The sequence below is a fragment of the Microbulbifer maximicatervae (SeqCode) genome (assembly GCF_052468155.1).
The window spans coordinates 4,877,328-4,892,638 of record NZ_CP174335.1 but is presented as its reverse complement, the minus strand read 5'-3'; the positions used below and the strand labels follow the sequence as shown (position 1 = coordinate 4,892,638).

Below are 15,311 nucleotides of genomic sequence, written 5' to 3'. Positions count from 1 at the left end.
TTGTGGCTGCCTAGGGCGAGGAGTAAGTGGGTATCCGCTGAATAACGCCCTCAGGCACATCCCCGGGTTCACAATAGATTTTGCCGGGCAGGCGTCGCAGAGGTGGGCGGACTGTCACATCATCGCTCATCATTTCCACATAGGCTTTGTAGAGATTGCTGATATTGCGTACATACTGCACGGGCTCGGAGCCTCTCACATAGCCGTATCTCGCCCGTTTAAAGTATTGGGGCTGGGCCAGTTTCAGCATGGCGACTTCCACATTGTCGAACCACACATTGGGATCCAGTCCCAATTCTTTAGCCAGCCGTTGGGCATCGAGTAAGTGGCCGTATCCTGCATTGTAGGAAGCGAGAGTAAACCAGAGTTTATTTACGGTTGGCAAAGCGGGATTGAAGCGATCTCGCACCCAATCCATATATTTTACCCCCGCTTTAATACCTCTTTCAGGTTCGAACAGCGGCGGAGGAAATCCCATTTCCTCGGCTGTGGCAGGCATTACCTGCATCAATCCCTGCGCGCCAACTGGAGATACGGCTTTAGGGTTGAAATTGCTCTCTTGCCACATCTGCGCGACGATCATGCGCCAATCAAAATCGTATTTAAAGGCGGATTCCTTCACCAACTCATCGTAAGGAGAGAGGTTTTCTCCCGGTATTACCCGGGAACTTACTCGCTGGGTAAATCGTTTGTTCGGCTCAAAATAAGCCTGGTATTGTTTTTGATACTGGCTCGTTTTTCTGTAATTTTTCAAGAACTTATTCAAGTTCTGTAACAGGTGCCAATTTTGTCTTAATACCATCCAGCCCTGTGGACGCGGGTCACCGATAAGAGTTCCGAGTACCAGTTGTGGCTGAACGGATGCCTCAATCTTGGCTCGACCGGAGTGGGATATAGTCGCATCTACCAGCCCGTCGGCGATTAATGAGAAGATTTGTGACTGGGAAATATCTGGCGGCGCCACACGGATATCGACATCAATACCTGCTTCTTTCAGTGTTTCAGCGGTTTCAATAAATGATGAATAGGCGCGTAGAGTTAATTTACGGCCATTAAGATCCTGAATCTGGGTAATAGGGGGGCTGCCTTTACCACTGACGATTTGGTCTGTGGATTCGACATAGGGCTTGGTGAATACCATGCCCTGGTCTTCACGGGCACTGGTAATATTGAGTTCGGCCCCGGCAAAGTCACCGCGACCCGCCCTCAACCAGTCGGCAAGGTCTTCTTCGTAGGGGACAACAATAACCTGGAGCTGGAGTTTGTGCTTATTGGCAAAAGCCTGGGCCAGGTCGTAGTCAAACCCCATTAATACCCCTTTCCATAAGAAATAGGTTGTCGGCCCATTGTAAGTGAGTAGCCTGATTACCCCCGATTTTTTAATACCCTTCCAATCGGTAATGCGTTCTTCCTGGGATTTAACCAGGTTGCGGGTCAAAAAATTATCGAGAGTGGTATGCAGGCGTTTGGAGTCTTTGCGTACGCCCCAGGCAATATTTTGTACTTCAGATACATCTGCACCAATCCGCATGTCATCGCGGTAATTGCGCAAATCCTGGGCTGAAAAATCTTCCAAAATAGCAACGCGGTTCTTTTGACCGTTAATGATATCTAACAGTGTATCCCGGTTACCATTGATATCAATTTCTTGAATAGTTAGGTTTGAGTTTGGATTTTCGGCAACAAGTTGCTCTGCAGTTTCTTTAATAGAGGAGCCGGCGGGGATAATAAATTCCAGGTCCTTTAATTTGCTCGCATCTGAAATATCTGGACCCTCTGGACCAGTGACGAGTACTAACCGCGAATGGCGAAGAGGAACCGTGAAGTCAATAATTTCTTCACGGGCGTCAGTGACAGTCAGGTTATAGGCGATTACATCTGCCTGGCCATCGATCAGCATTTGCACCGCGTCATCGGGCGTTTCAGCTTTTATCCACTTGGGTTCCAGCTTTAACTGTTTTGCCAGTTTGTTGGCCAGTTCGAAGTGACGGAGACTCACCACATCGTCACGAGGTAGCAGGTCCTCGGAAGCACCGGTTAAATTAACGAACCGAATTGTGCCGTGTTTTCTTATGTCCCTAAGGTCACCGGTTTCGATGTAGTTGACTTGCTGTTCTTTAGCGGGGGTTACTTCAGGCAGTTGCCCTGATCGCTTGTCGGCATCCTGCGCTTCGGCAGCTGACATGGTGACTGATTCGGCTACTCCAGATTCACGATCTGGTTCCGTGCAGGCCGCAAGGGCAAGCAGTAGTGCTGAAAGTAGTATCAAGGTCCACTGGTTGAGGTGGATAGCAGTAGATTCACTATCCATATATTGCTCCGAAGGCACTTTACCTCAACCATTATAGTGTCGCTTGATTTGCGCTCTTTAATTGTTAAAGAAATCAGTTTTCGATGGTTTTAACTTCTGCAGTGAAGTTCCCTTTGGCCAGCTTAACATGGACTTGCTGGTCGGTATCCAGTTCTGAACTATCGCGAATTGCGCGATTTTCTGAATCCAGAACAATGGCGTAGCCTCGCTGCAATACTGCCAGGGGACTGATGTTTTGTAGTAATTGGGCCCCGTGGGAGAGTTTGTCGCTGCCGCGCTGTAATATCAGTTGCATCGCACGCTCCAGGTTTCCCTTGAGTTGGATTAACTGCTTTCTACTGTTGTCGAGTCGGCGCGTCGGTAGGTTGTGGGCAAAAGCTCTGGAGGCGGAATCCAATTGGGATTTGCGACTTTGGATTTGCTGTTGGCAAGCTGCTACCAGGCGCATCTCCAAATGATCCAGGCGCTGGGCCTGGTTGAGGAGCTGCTCCTTGGGGTGGCGCAAACGGTTGCGTCGCAATTGAACCTGTTGAGATAAATGCTTCAGCTGGTTGTCCATGGCGCGGTGCAATCTGCGCTGGACCTGGTCAAGCCGCTGTAAAATTTCTGCAGCATTGGCGCTGGCTATTTCCGCTGCGGCAGAAGGAGTGGGTGCGCGCAGGTCTGCGGCTAAATCTGCAATAGTCGTATCGGTTTCGTGGCCGACTGCAGAAATAGTGGGAATAGGACTTGCGGCCAGTGCGCGGGCGACAATCTCTTCATTAAAAGACCACAGGTCTTCCAGGGAACCTCCGCCGCGACCGACAATTAATAAATCGTGGCGACCACTGCGGCCCGCTTTTTCAATCGCTGCCGCGATTTGCTGAGCGGCACCCTGACCTTGAACGGCTACCGGCCAGATTTCAATTTGTGCAGAAGGGTGTCTCCTGCCCAATACGTGAATCATATCCCGTATTGCCGCGCCTGTCGGCGAAGTGACAATGCCGATATTGGTTGGCAAAAACGGAAGAGAGCGTTTTCTGCTTGTTTCGAACAGGCCCTCAGCATTCAGTTTTGCTTTGAGCTGTTCCAGCTGGCGCATCAGGGCGCCAAAGCCGGCCTCCTCCATATGCTCAACGATTAACTGAAATTCTCCGCGCCCTTCGTACAGGCTCACCCTGGCCCGGATTAAAACCTCGCGACCATTTTGCGGCCGAAAGGCGACACTGCGATTGCGACCGCGAAACATGGCGCAGCGCACCTGGGCCCGCGCATCTTTAAGGCTAAAATACCAGTGCCCGGAGCTGGGTATGGAAAAATTGGAAATCTCTCCACTGATCCATAGAAGGGGTACACTGCTTTCCAGAAGATGTTTAACTTCCCGATTCAGGTCACTGACCGACAGCACGCTGCGCTTGGCATTTTGACTAGGGGGAATTGTCTGCATCGGTGAATCTCGTCGGGCGTATTGGGCGGAGCAATATTGCAGTATCGCCCTGATAGGTAAAGAGCTTTACTGTACAAATCCGTTTTTCTGCAAATTGATGTTTGCGCTTTGGGCGCGTAGAGGTATAATCGCGCCGATACCCAATCCCGCCTATTCGAGGTTTGAGTGTCAACAATGTCTGAATCCAATCTGCGCATCGCGCGCGAAGCCCTCACTTTTGACGACGTCCTACTTGTGCCCGGATATTCCGAGGTCACGGCCAAGGATGTGAGTTTAAAAACCCAACTCTCCCGCAACATTACCCTGAACATCCCCATTGTGTCCGCTGCTATGGATACAGTGACGGAAGCTCGCCTGGCCATTGCGTTGGCCCAGGAAGGGGGTATCGGCATTATTCACAAAAGTATGTCGATAGAAGAGCAAGCTCTTGCCGTTCGCGCGGTGAAGAAGTTTGAAGCCGGTGTTGTAAAAGACCCTATTACTATTGAGTCCGATGCCACTGTGCGCGAGTTGATCGCGCTGACCAGTCACCACAATATTTCCGGTGTGCCGGTAATGGATCGTGGCGATTTGGTAGGTATCGTTACCAGCCGCGACGTTCGCTTCTTAACTGATCTCGATGTCAGTGTCGCCAGCATCATGACGCCGAAAGAGCGTCTGGTGACGGCCCACGAAGATGCGAGCTCCGACGAAGTACGCGAACTGCTGCATAAACACCGTATCGAAAAGGTACTGGTGGTTAACGACAACTTTGAGTTGCGCGGCCTGATTACTGTTAAAGACTTTAACAAAGCAGAGCAGTACCCGAACTCCTGTAAGGATTCCGACGGTCGCCTGCGTGTGGGCGCGTCTGTGGGCACCAGCCCGGACACCGATGATCGCGTAGCTGCATTGGTAGAAGCCGGCGTTGATGTGCTGGTAGTAGATACCGCCCACGGTCACTCCCGCAACGTGATCGAGCGCGTGCGCCGCATTAAGGAAATGCACCCCCAGGTGGACGTGATCGGTGGCAACATTGCTACGGCTGATGCAGCGCGTGCACTGGTTGAGGCCGGTGCGGATGCGGTTAAAGTGGGTATTGGCCCGGGTTCTATCTGTACCACCCGTATCGTAACGGGTATCGGCGTACCCCAGGTGACGGCAATTGCAGAGGTTGCCACAGCCCTTAAAGAATTTGGTGTGCCCATGATCGCCGACGGTGGTATCCGTTACTCCGGCGATATCTCCAAGGCAATTGTTGCCGGCGCCTCATCAGTTATGATGGGTTCCATGTTCGCCGGTACCGAAGAGGCGCCGGGCGAAGTTGAGCTCTATCAGGGCCGTACTTACAAGTCCTATCGTGGGATGGGTTCTCTCGGTGCTATGTCTCGCACCCAGGGTTCTTCCGATCGCTATTTCCAGGATGCGAGCAAGGGCGCTGAAAAACTGGTGCCGGAAGGTATCGAAGGTCGAGTGCCTTATAAAGGCCCGCTGTCAGCCATTGTTCACCAGATGATGGGTGGTTTGCGTTCAGCCATGGGTTACACCGGCAGTGTTGATATTGAGACCATGCGCACTCGTCCTGAGTTTGTGCGGGTCACGGCAGCCGGTATGGGTGAGTCCCATGTCCACGACGTTCAAATTACCAAAGAAGCCCCCAACTACCCGGTGGGCCGACGCTAAGCCTTCGACCTTCTCCAGGTGAAAAAATTTAGACGGAACAAGCAGCAAACGGACCTTTAAGGTCCGTTTGCCGTTATTTAATCCAGTTATCGAGTAAGTCATGAGCCAAGATATCCATTCCAGCCGAATACTCATTCTCGACTTCGGGTCCCAGTACACACAATTGATTGCCCGCCGTGTCCGCGAGCTAGGCGTATTTTCTGAAATTCGCGCTTTCGATATGACCGAAGAGGAAATTCGTGAGTATCAGCCCAAGGGCATTATTCTCGCCGGCGGCCCCGAGTCGGTACCGGAGGAGGGCTCCCCGCGCGCGCCGGAAGCGGTTTATAACCTGGGCGTGCCGGTACTGGGCATTTGCTATGGCATGCAGACCATGGCCCATCAGCTTGGAGGCACCGTACAGGGCAGCGATATTCGCGAATTCGGCTATGCCCAGGTAAAAGTTGAAGGCCAATCCAACCTGTTGAGCGATATCAAAGATCATATCGCTGATGATGGCAGTTCCCTACTGGATGTTTGGATGAGTCACGGCGACAAGGTAGTGGCGATGCCTGAGGGCTTTGAACTGCTGGCTTCCACCGATTCCTGCCCAATTGCCGGTATGTACCACGCTGAGAAGAATTTCTTCGGTGTACAGTTCCACCCGGAAGTGACTCATACCCTGCAAGGCATGCGTATTTATGAGCACTTTGTGATTGATATTTGCGGGTGTGAGAAGCTCTGGACTCCCGCGAACATTATTGAAGACTCTATTGCTAAAGTCCGCGATCAGGTGGGCGAGGGCAAGGTGCTGCTCGGTTTATCCGGTGGTGTCGACAGCTCTGTGGTAGCCGCTTTGCTGCACAAGGCTATTGGCGATCAGCTGACCTGCGTATTTGTAGATAATGGCCTTCTGCGTAAAAACGAAGGCGACCAGGTAATGCAGATGTTCGCCGACAATATGGGCGTCCGCGTTATCCGTTCTGATGCGGAAGAGGATTTCCTTGGGCGCCTCCAAGGTGAAAAAGACCCTGAGGCCAAGCGCAAAATCATTGGTAATACCTTTATTGAGATTTTTGATCGCGAAGCTTCCAAGTTACAGGACGTGAAATTCCTGGCTCAGGGCACTATTTACCCAGACGTTATTGAGTCTGCCGCCGCAAAAACCGGCAAGGCCCATGTGATTAAGTCTCACCACAATGTGGGCGGTTTACCAGAGGATATGCAGTTTGAGCTGGTAGAGCCCCTGCGTGAACTGTTCAAAGACGAGGTTCGTAAGATCGGCCTGGAGCTGGGCCTGCCTTACGACATGGTTTACCGTCACCCTTTCCCGGGACCGGGTCTGGGCGTGCGGATTCTCGGTGAGGTAAAGCGGGAGTATGCCGATATTCTGCGAGAGGCAGATGCGATCTTTATCGAGGAGCTGCACAACGCCGATTGGTATCACAAGACCAGCCAGGCCTTTGCCGTATTCCTTCCGGTAAAATCTGTGGGTGTTGTCGGTGATGGCCGTCGATATGAATACGTGGTTGCTCTTCGCGCGGTAGAGACTGTGGACTTTATGACAGCGCGTTGGGCGCATCTCCCCTATGAGCTGATTGAGAAGGTTTCGAACCGCATTATCAATGAGATAGAGCACATCTCTCGTGTGGTCTACGACGTTTCCAGCAAGCCTCCCGCGACAATTGAGTGGGAGTAACTGCAGAATCGAGAGGGGGTGCTTAGCACCCCTTTCTTTTTTTGTTTTGGGCTTCGCGTCTCATTTTCCACAACGGCCCCTTCTCTCTATTCGATCTTTAATTGGTACGGATTGTCGCTAAACGCTTAGCTAAGTTTTCTCTAACTCGTTGATTTTTTGAGCGTTTCCCGGGTTGTTTATTTTTTCTTCATATTGTCACATAGACCAAATGGCGGGCCTTTGCGGCCTACTACTCTAAGTTAGTCACAGAGATATCCACAGAATCTGTGGGTAGTGGATAATCCTGGTTAGATTGGGATTGAACTCGTGGGATAAGTTGAGGGAGTGGGAGGCGGGCACCTCCCACAGGGGCAGAGTTAGATTTCTCGACGGAAGCTAATTAGTGCGGCCGTGACCGCCACATTCAAGCTTTCCACATCGTTTTGCATGGGGATACGCACCAGTTCATTGCACTGAGCTGCGACGGCATCGCTAACACCGCGGGTTTCATTGCCCAGCACAAAAATTGTGGAGACTTTACTGGAGACCTCTTTTAAGGTCGTCTGGGCGTGGGATGACAGCCCGCAAACCTGAGCCCCCGCTTCGCGGAACTCCCCCAGGGTAGCTGCCAATTTGTCACAGCGCAAAACCCGGGTTTTAAACAGGGTGCCTGTGCTGGCTTTGATAACGAGGGGGTCTATCTGTGCACAGCCTTTCTTTGGCAGGATGATTCCATCAATGCCGCCGGCACAGGCTGAGCGAATAATCATGCCCAGGTTTTGAGGGTTGGTTATGCCATCCAGGGCCAGAAGTTCATAGGTGTTTTTGTGCTCTGGGGCTGCAACCTTCTGTAAAAAGTCCTCCGCTCTGCCGTAGTGTGGCAGGGCCAGGTCGAGGGCTACACCTTGGTCCTGACGGGAATTCTTCGAAATCCGGGACAGGCCCTTGCGATCCCAGTAAGCAATTTCAATCTGACGCTCTTCCGCCAGGGTTTCCATTCGCTGGATTAGCTGGTCGCGCCGGTTGCTGCTGGCCAGATGTAATTTATGGACGGGTACAGATAAATCCTCGAGAGCCTCGAGTACAGGCTTGCGCCCATAAATTGTAAGGAGGCTATCGAAGAAGGCTTTTTTTTCCAGGTATTCGGAGGAGTCTTTCACCGCGTTGGCTCACTCAGCAGTTCGATCAATCTGGCTGCGCTCTCAGGTGAGAGCGAGCCGCGCCGCGCCAACTCTACACAGGCGAGGCCCAGATGGCGATAGCAAAGTGCCAGTTGGCTATCTACTGAAGCAAGGCTTTCCACCTGGGCACCAACGGTTTCCACATCCCCCCTGGCAATGGGGCCTGTCAGCGACCTCTCTGGTCCCAGCGTCAAATTGTTTTGCAGGGTCTGTGAAACAATCGGCGCCAGCAGGCGAAGAGCGCTGTCCCGCTCTATGCCGGCGGCTGCAAAGCTCTGTAAACTCAGGTCCATTAGGGTGGTGAGGTAGTTGGAGGCGATCACTGACCCAGCGTGGTACAGAGACTTGTTAAGGGGATCAATAGCCAGTGTTTCACAGCCAATGGCTGCAAAAGCCGCAGAAATAACCTCTACCGCATGACTATCCCCTTCGACAGCGACGCTGGTTTTGGCAAATGTTTGCAGCGAGGTTTCCGGTTCGGCAAAACTGTGGACCGGGTGGGCACTGGCAACCAGGGCGGGTCCCAAGGGGGCTAGTTCTTTAGAGCTGAGAGCGCCACTGCAGTGGAATATAATAGTGCGCTCATCGACCAGCCCGCTATCGGCAAGCCTCTGCGCAAATATAGCGATTTCACTATCGATACAACCAATCAGCCATAGGTCTGCTGACGGCATTGCTGAGAGGGAATCAACAGCATTGCCTGCACCGATAAATCGACAGGCACTTTGTCCACTCTCGAGACTGCGGTTATAAATTGACTGCACCCCAAATACACCGCTCTCCTGCCACAGCCGCCCCAGGGTTTTACCAAGGCGACCTGCGCCAATAATATTGAGGCTTTGCATCAGCTACCAGCGAGGCAGTCGACGTAGGCGTTAACGGCATTCTCCAGGCCCATGCTGATAGCATCGACAGTAAAGGCGTGGCCTATGGAGACTTCCTGCAAGCCCGGTAATGTGCGATAGCGCGGTAGGTTAACCAGGTTGAGGTCATGGCCGGCATTAATCCCCAGCCCCAACTGATGTGCGTGCTCAGCGGCGGCACAGTGGGCAGAAAAAATTGTTTCCAGCTCTGGGCTCTGTTTGGTTACGGCTTCGGCATAGGGGCCTGTGTAGAGTTCAATACGGTCAGCACCGACCTGTTTGGCCAGGCTGATTTGGTCCAGGTCTGGATCCATAAACAGACTGACACGTATTCCGGCATTTTTAAGTTGATCAATTATCGGAACTAATCGATCGCCATCTTGCTTGAGGTCAAAGCCGTGATCAGACGTGAGCTGATCATTGGTGTCGGGAACCAAAGTGCATTGGTCTGGTTTGGTTTCCAAAACCAGTGGTATGAGGCCGGGGTAGTCCCCCAGGGGAGCGGCGAAGGGGTTGCCTTCAACGTTGAATTCTATGTTCTTGCGGCTGGCGCAGAGTTCTGCCAGGTCGCGCACGTCGCCGGGGCGAATATGTCGTTGGTCTGGACGGGGGTGTACGGTCAGCCCCTGGGCTCCGGCGTCGAGGCAAGTGCGCCCGTGGGCGACCACATCGGGAAAGTTGCCTTCGCGGGAATTGCGAATTAAGGCGATTTTATTGAGGTTTACACTGAGAGCTATCACTGCTTATTCTCCCTTGCTGTGTTCAGCGACACTGTTGTCGCTGGAGGTAACTCGTTTTGCTGAAAGTATGCGGATTGGAATGTTGGGGGCCTCTGGGTGTTGGCGATAGAGGCCGCGGGGTTCCTGTTCGATTTTTTCTACGATATCCATACCCTCGATAACCTTGCCAAAAACCGCGTAGCCAGGCTTGTTCTCGCTGGCATCCAGGCGGGTGTTATCGACTAGGTTTATAAAAAACTGAGACGTGGCGCTATCGGGGTTGTTGGTCCGTGCCATGGAGAGAGTGCCGCGCAGGTTTTGCAGTCCGTTAGCTGATTCATTGGCGATAGCGTCGCGAGTTTCTTTCTTCTGGAAGTCGAAAGTGAAGCCCCCAGCCTGGACGACAAATCCTGGCACAACGCGGTGAAAAATAATGCCATCATAGAAGCCGCTATCGGTATAGGTGAGGAAATTCTCTACTGTGACAGGAGCTTTCTTGGGGAACAGCTCGACGCGAATAATGCCCAAGTCGGTCTTAAGCTCCACCTGAGGGTTTTGAGCAAATATTGGAAGACTGAACAGAGTACAAAAAAGAAAAGTGAGTAACTTACGCATCATCCGTGTCCTTTGAATGTCCGGGGTCAATCGGTTTACTACTGTGTCAGCGTATGGATAAAGAGAAAGGATAAATATTTGGGTATCGCTGCCTGCGGGGTGCTTCTCAGCACTCCCGCAGTCGTATAGTAAGCGATTTTGGTTGTAGCGAGGGAGATCAGTTGGCCCACTCGGAATTGCGTTTGCGCGGGCGCACATGGGGGGCAATCATCGCCAGAATAGCGCCTAATGCAACGGATAGGGCACCATACAATTGCCATTTGCGGGCATCGCTACCGGATAGGCGCTGAATTTCCGCTTCCGCCATGCTTTTTTCCTGTTTCAGCAACTCGTACTGATGCAGGAGCTTTTGATGGCGATCGTTGAGCGAAATTGCGTCGGCAGAAAGGGACTTCAGGCTCTTGAGTTCGGCGGCCAATTCCTGGCTCTGCTGCTGGGCAGAGGTCAGGGCGCTATTCAGTTCGCCGTTTTCTGTCTCCAACCGGCGAACTTCACCCCCCAGATTACCTTCCATTTTTTCAAAGCGGGCCAGGTTGGCTTCTGCGGTTGCCAGCTTTAGTTTTGCCACGGGCTCACTGACAAGGTATTGGCGTCTGATCCAGCCCTCAGTGCCGTTGGGGGTGCGCACTTTTGCCCAGCCGTCCGAGGCGGCATCTTCGAGCAGAGCCAGCTCGGTACCACTGGCCAGGCCGCGGTGCAGAATCCGGAATTCATTGCCTTTGCCAGAGCGCATGGGCACGTGAAGTTGGTCGGTAATATAGCGGGTCTCCGCTGCAAGTGCTGCTGGTGCTGAGTTCAACAGCGCTACAGCGAGCACACCGGACAGTAATTTCTTCATTGTGATGCAGCTTGTTAGTTAGAGTTTTTATCAGGGCAGTACAAGCTTGTAGGGCTTGACTGTAACCGATGCATAGACGCCAGCTTCGATATAGGGGTCACTGTCAGCCCAGGCTTTGGCCTCTTCCAAAGAGGGGAACTCAGCAATTACCAGGCTGCCGGTAAAGCCAGCTTCACCGGGCTCTTCGCTGTCGATGCTGGGGTTTGGGCCGGCGGCCAGGAGGCGGCCTTCATCTTTTAGAAGGTTGAGCCGGGCCAAATGACCGGCGCGGGCTTTTTTGCGTAAAGGGAGACTATCGCTAACATCTTCACTGATGATTGCGTACCACATTGTTTTTAATGCTCTTGTTAGTTTTTTTAAGGTGTTATTGCGCAACCATCACTTCTTCCAGTTTCAACCCGGTCAGCTTGCCGATACGGGAGAACAGGAAAAAGAGTGCACCCATCAGAATCAGGGTTGATGGGATCGCAATAACCAGATATCCATAGGCGGTCATTTCGCCAAGTTCGGTGTTATAGGCCTCTGTGCCCGGCGGGCTGGTAACGATCATTTTGGCGAGAATGTAATTCAGTGCCGAGGAGAAAAAGAATGACCCGGCAACGATCCACGAAGTCTGGCGCAAGGTGCGGTCGAAGGCTGGCTGGTTACCATTGGCCTGTAATGACTCGGCGATTTTTGTCGTATTCAGAATTTGATCGTTGTAAAGCAGGGTTTTGACCAGCGGCCAGCGGGTATAAACGGATAGTGCCGTGGCAACACCCAGTAGGCCAGGGATTGCAGCTTCCTTAATCGCAATATACTGCGGGTCCAGCTTGAGCAAGCTGATGCCGCCAGTGAGCAGGATGCCAATAAATCCGAGGGCTGAGAAGAAATTGACCTTGCCCAGGCGCAGCAGGTCGCGAAGGCCATAACCCAGTGGGAAGGCCAGGGCCACTATCAATGCCCAGGTTGGGCCCAACCAGTCATCCCCGGAAAGTTTGGTCAGTATCAATGTCGGAATAATGACATTGAAGGCGATATTGCTGAGAAACCCTTCCTTTTTAGGCTTCTCGGGAGATGTCGTGGTCGAATTCGTTTCGGTCATACTCAATTCCGGTGATAATGCCCGCTGGAAACTGATGGGGCTGATAGCCCGTTCAATTTCCCCGCTGACAAAACTACTGTCAGACTTCGGCCCTGGCGAGTCACCTGTGAGTGACTGCTAGTTCGGGCCTTATCCCTGAAAACGCCGAGTGCCGCATAGACAGCGCAATAGGGCGATTGTTCCTGAAAAGACGGATATGGCGATCTTTTTCATCGTCGAACTGAGTGAGAGCCTGTTGTTGAAGACCCTTTCAGCCGATTTGAATACAGACCTGGTAGATCTGCACTGCCACAGTACCGCGTCTGACGGTATTTTAAGTCCTGCGCAGCTGGTGTCGAGAGCGAAATCCCAAGGTGTGACGATGCTCGCCCTGACCGACCACGATACGGTGGATGGTGTGCCTGAGGCTCAACAGGAAGGTGACTGTTTGGGCGTAGATGTGGTGGCGGGGATTGAGTTCTCCAGTCTTTGGGGGCGCAGACCCGTACATATTGTAGGCCTGAACATCAATCCCGAATCGGGGCCTTTGCAAGAAGCCATTCAGCTGCGTGAACAGTTGCGCGAGGAGCGGGCAGAGCGTATCGCGGAGAAGCTGGAAAAACGCGGCTTTAGCGGTGCCTTGGAGGGTGGACGTGCCCTGGCGGGCGACTCGGTATTGGGTAGGCCCCATTTCGCACGATGGCTGGTGGAAGCTGGGCATATAGACAATACCGGTAAGGCGTTTAAGCGTTACCTGGGGGCTGGCAAAGTAGGAGATGTGAGAGTTGAGTGGCCCCAGTTGAGTGAGACCATCGCCACTATTCACAGTGCCGGCGGTTGTGCTGTATTGGCCCACCCGCTTAAGTACGGATTGACCCGCACCCAGTTATTGCGACTGCTGGGAGCCTTTCTTGAAAAAAATGGGGATGCGATAGAGTTGCTGTGCGGTCGGCAAAACCCGACACAGACCCGAGAGTTAAAGAAATTGTTACTCTCGGCTGCGGAAGCGGCGGGCAAATCAATGCCATATTGCTCTCTTGGCAGCGATTTTCACCAGCCGGAGCAGCCCTGGCGTGAATTGGGTTGTGTCAGGTTGCCCGCAGACGTCGAGCCGGTGTGGAATCTGTGGCACACTCTGCACCGGGAACAGCGGGGTCACGTTTCGCTGCCCTAATTCCGGCTTGTGAATTGGGGGCCATCGTCCGGCTTTAAGCCTGGTGGATGGCAGTGAGGTATTTTCAATCGGTAAGGCTTTTGGGGGGCTTTGTGGCGCAGTTTTTTCAGATTCATCCGGATAATCCTCAAGGCCGCCTGATCACTCAGGCAGCAGAGATCGTCGCCCAAGGGGGCGTTATTGTTTTTCCCACCGATTCAGCTTACGCCATAGGCTGTCGACTGGGAGAGAAGCTGGCGGTTGAGCGTATTCGAGGAGTGCGCCAGCTGGACAAGCAGCACAACTTCACATTGATGTGCCGAGACCTATCGGAGCTGGCGACCTATGCCAAGGTCGACAACCAGATGTTTAGGTTGTTAAAGAATCATACGCCGGGTTCCTATACCTTTATTATGCCGGCGACCGCCGAGGTGCCGCGCAGGTTAATTCATCCGAAGCGCAAGACCATCGGTATTCGCGTGCCGGATAATCCCATCGCCCTGGCCCTGATTGAAGAATTGGGCGAGCCGTTGATGAGCTGTAGCCTGATTATGCCCGGCGAAGAACAGCCCCTAACCGAACCTTACGATATCCGCGATACCCTGGAGCACCAGGTGGAATTGGTTATCGATGGCGGTTTCTGCGGGTTGGAGCCCACCACCGTGATCGACCTGACGGGTGATGAGCCCCAACTGATTCGTCAGGGATGTGGGGCAACTGACGAAATACTCGGCTGAAAGCTGCGGCGCCGTGTATAATCGCGCGTTTGCACGATTGAGGGTGGGGCAGGGTGTCCAGTGATGAGTTACTAGCAGAGGTCGAGGAGCAAGTGCTGGCCGAGGTTGCGGCGAGCGATGATGAAGCTTCTGCCCAGGCTGGCAATGCGGAATCGCAGGGCCAGGACTCGGATGAGGATTCCCCCCTGGCCTTGGTGCAGGGCGAAATCTTTAACGACCTCCCGCAGGATCTCTTTATTCCACCAGATGCTTTGGAAGTTGTTCTGGAGGCTTTCGAGGGGCCTCTGGATCTCCTGCTATACCTGATTCGCCGCCAAAACCTGGATATTCTCGAGATCAACGTCTCCGACATTACCCATCAATATATGGCGTATGTGGAGATGATGACGGCAATTCGCTTTGACTTGGCCGCCGAGTATCTGGTAATGGCCGCTATGTTGGCGGAAATAAAGTCGCGGATGCTGTTGCCGCGACCGCCTGAAGCGGAGGAGGAAGAAGGCGAGGACCCCCGGGCGGCTCTGATTCGCCGTTTGCAGGAGTATGAGCGTTTCAAAACTGCGGCTGAGGATCTCGATGAAATCCCCCGTGTTGGCCGGGATGTCCATCAGGCCAATGCAGAGGCTCCCGATCGCAGTATCACACGCCCCGACCCTGAAATTGACTTGAAAGAAGTCCTGGTCGCCCTGGCTGATGTGCTGCGGCGTGCGGATATGTTTGAGAGCCACCAGGTTGAGCGGGAGAAGTTGTCCACCCGCGAACGTATGACCCAGGTGCTGGATAAGATCCGCCACGGCCAGTTTGTGCCCTTTGTAAGCCTGTTTACCGTTGAGGAGGGTCGCCTCGGTGTCGTAGTGACCTTCCTGGCAGTGATGGAGCTGGTAAAAGAGTCACTGGTGGAGCTGGTGCAGAATGAAGCTTTTGGCCCGATCCACGTGCGCGCTCGCGCTGCTACCCACAGCAGTGAAAGCGAAGACGGTGCTGACAGCGAGCTTGAGGATCAGACTCTCGAAGAGGTTGAAGATCCAGAGGGCGCTGTAGAGGCCTCGGATAAAGCGTCGGAAATGTATTCGAGTTAGAAAATAGAAG

General features: G+C 53.1%; 14 protein-coding genes. 5 read left to right on the top strand and 9 right to left on the bottom strand.

What is annotated here, in order from left to right:
- Positions 1-10: 10 nt before the first annotated feature.
- Both ACJJIY_RS21065 and xseA read right to left on the bottom strand, forming a co-directional pair.
- Positions 11-2,311 carry a transporter substrate-binding domain-containing protein gene (locus ACJJIY_RS21065; RefSeq protein WP_444896517.1) on the bottom strand — a complete coding sequence of 767 codons (2,301 nt, stop codon included), beginning with the start codon at positions 2,309-2,311 and terminating at the stop codon, positions 11-13.
- Positions 2,312-2,384: 73 nt separating this feature from the next.
- Positions 2,385-3,737: an exodeoxyribonuclease VII large subunit gene (gene xseA / locus ACJJIY_RS21060; protein WP_444896518.1), complete on the bottom strand. Its 1,353-nt coding sequence runs from the start codon at positions 3,735-3,737 to the stop codon at positions 2,385-2,387.
- Positions 3,738-3,911: 174 nt separating this feature from the next.
- Here xseA and guaB point away from each other — a divergent pair, with 174 nt between their 5' ends.
- Positions 3,912-5,399, top strand: a complete 1,488-nt coding sequence (gene guaB / locus ACJJIY_RS21055) for an IMP dehydrogenase (protein WP_108734048.1) — start codon at positions 3,912-3,914, stop codon at positions 5,397-5,399.
- A gap of 100 nt (positions 5,400-5,499) precedes the next feature.
- Entirely contained in the window at positions 5,500-7,077 is a 1,578-nt protein-coding gene (guaA, locus tag ACJJIY_RS21050; RefSeq protein ID WP_444893162.1) for a glutamine-hydrolyzing GMP synthase, read from the top strand.
- A gap of 356 nt (positions 7,078-7,433) precedes the next feature.
- Here the strand turns inward: guaA and rlmB are convergent, their stop codons facing one another.
- The 7 genes from rlmB to ACJJIY_RS21015 all read right to left on the bottom strand — a co-directional run bounded on the left by rlmB (position 7,434) and on the right by ACJJIY_RS21015 (position 12,356).
- Positions 7,434-8,216: a 23S rRNA (guanosine(2251)-2'-O)-methyltransferase RlmB gene (rlmB, locus tag ACJJIY_RS21045; RefSeq protein WP_282933708.1), complete on the bottom strand. Its 783-nt coding sequence runs from the start codon at positions 8,214-8,216 to the stop codon at positions 7,434-7,436.
- Entirely contained in the window at positions 8,213-9,082 is an 870-nt protein-coding gene (locus ACJJIY_RS21040) for a Rossmann-like and DUF2520 domain-containing protein (protein WP_444896519.1), read from the bottom strand. Before ACJJIY_RS21040 ends, rlmB begins: the two co-directional genes overlap by 4 nt.
- The gene (locus ACJJIY_RS21035) at positions 9,082-9,840 is read right to left on the bottom strand and encodes a pyridoxine 5'-phosphate synthase (protein WP_444896520.1); all 759 of its coding nucleotides are present in this window, start codon (positions 9,838-9,840) and stop codon (positions 9,082-9,084) included. Before ACJJIY_RS21035 ends, ACJJIY_RS21040 begins: the two co-directional genes overlap by 1 nt.
- Positions 9,841-9,843: 3 nt before the next feature.
- Positions 9,844-10,434: a peptidylprolyl isomerase gene (locus ACJJIY_RS21030; RefSeq protein WP_444898217.1), complete on the bottom strand. Its 591-nt coding sequence runs from the start codon at positions 10,432-10,434 to the stop codon at positions 9,844-9,846.
- Between the two features lie 157 nt (positions 10,435-10,591).
- The gene (locus ACJJIY_RS21025) at positions 10,592-11,272 is read right to left on the bottom strand and encodes a TIGR04211 family SH3 domain-containing protein (RefSeq protein ID WP_444896521.1); all 681 of its coding nucleotides are present in this window, start codon (positions 11,270-11,272) and stop codon (positions 10,592-10,594) included.
- A 30-nt stretch (positions 11,273-11,302) separates the two neighbouring features.
- A complete protein-coding gene (locus tag ACJJIY_RS21020) occupies positions 11,303-11,602 on the bottom strand; it encodes a YciI family protein (protein WP_108734042.1) in 300 nt (99 codons plus the stop codon).
- A gap of 34 nt (positions 11,603-11,636) precedes the next feature.
- Entirely contained in the window at positions 11,637-12,356 is a 720-nt protein-coding gene (locus ACJJIY_RS21015; protein ID WP_282933704.1) for a VC0807 family protein, read from the bottom strand.
- Positions 12,357-12,552: 196 nt separating this feature from the next.
- Here ACJJIY_RS21015 and ACJJIY_RS21010 point away from each other — a divergent pair, with 196 nt between their 5' ends.
- From ACJJIY_RS21010 to ACJJIY_RS21000, 3 genes are all read left to right on the top strand, one after another.
- Entirely contained in the window at positions 12,553-13,509 is a 957-nt protein-coding gene (locus ACJJIY_RS21010; protein ID WP_445358756.1) for a PHP domain-containing protein, read from the top strand.
- Between the two features lie 92 nt (positions 13,510-13,601).
- Positions 13,602-14,225, top strand: coding sequence for an L-threonylcarbamoyladenylate synthase (locus ACJJIY_RS21005; RefSeq protein WP_282933701.1), 624 nt, complete (start codon positions 13,602-13,604; stop codon positions 14,223-14,225).
- A 53-nt stretch (positions 14,226-14,278) separates the two neighbouring features.
- Positions 14,279-15,301 carry a segregation and condensation protein A gene (locus ACJJIY_RS21000; RefSeq protein WP_445358755.1) on the top strand — a complete coding sequence of 341 codons (1,023 nt, stop codon included), beginning with the start codon at positions 14,279-14,281 and terminating at the stop codon, positions 15,299-15,301.
- Positions 15,302-15,311: the final 10 nt, after the last annotated feature.

Coding starts and splice junctions, on each gene's coding strand:
- ACJJIY_RS21065 (WP_444896517.1), bottom strand. CDS start 2,311: ATGGATAGTGAATCTACTGCTATCCACCTCAACCAGTGGACCTTGATA.
- xseA (WP_444896518.1), bottom strand. CDS start 3,737: ATGCAGACAATTCCCCCTAGTCAAAATGCCAAGCGCAGCGTGCTGTCG.
- guaB (WP_108734048.1), top strand. CDS start 3,912: ATGTCTGAATCCAATCTGCGCATCGCGCGCGAAGCCCTCACTTTTGAC.
- guaA (WP_444893162.1), top strand. CDS start 5,500: ATGAGCCAAGATATCCATTCCAGCCGAATACTCATTCTCGACTTCGGG.
- ACJJIY_RS21040 (WP_444896519.1), bottom strand. CDS start 9,082: ATGCAAAGCCTCAATATTATTGGCGCAGGTCGCCTTGGTAAAACCCTG.
- ACJJIY_RS21030 (WP_444898217.1), bottom strand. CDS start 10,434: ATGCGTAAGTTACTCACTTTTCTTTTTTGTACTCTGTTCAGTCTTCCA.
- ACJJIY_RS21025 (WP_444896521.1), bottom strand. CDS start 11,272: ATGAAGAAATTACTGTCCGGTGTGCTCGCTGTAGCGCTGTTGAACTCA.
- ACJJIY_RS21020 (WP_108734042.1), bottom strand. CDS start 11,602: ATGTGGTACGCAATCATCAGTGAAGATGTTAGCGATAGTCTCCCTTTA.
- ACJJIY_RS21015 (WP_282933704.1), bottom strand. CDS start 12,356: ATGACCGAAACGAATTCGACCACGACATCTCCCGAGAAGCCTAAAAAG.
- ACJJIY_RS21010 (WP_445358756.1), top strand. CDS start 12,553: ATGGCGATCTTTTTCATCGTCGAACTGAGTGAGAGCCTGTTGTTGAAG.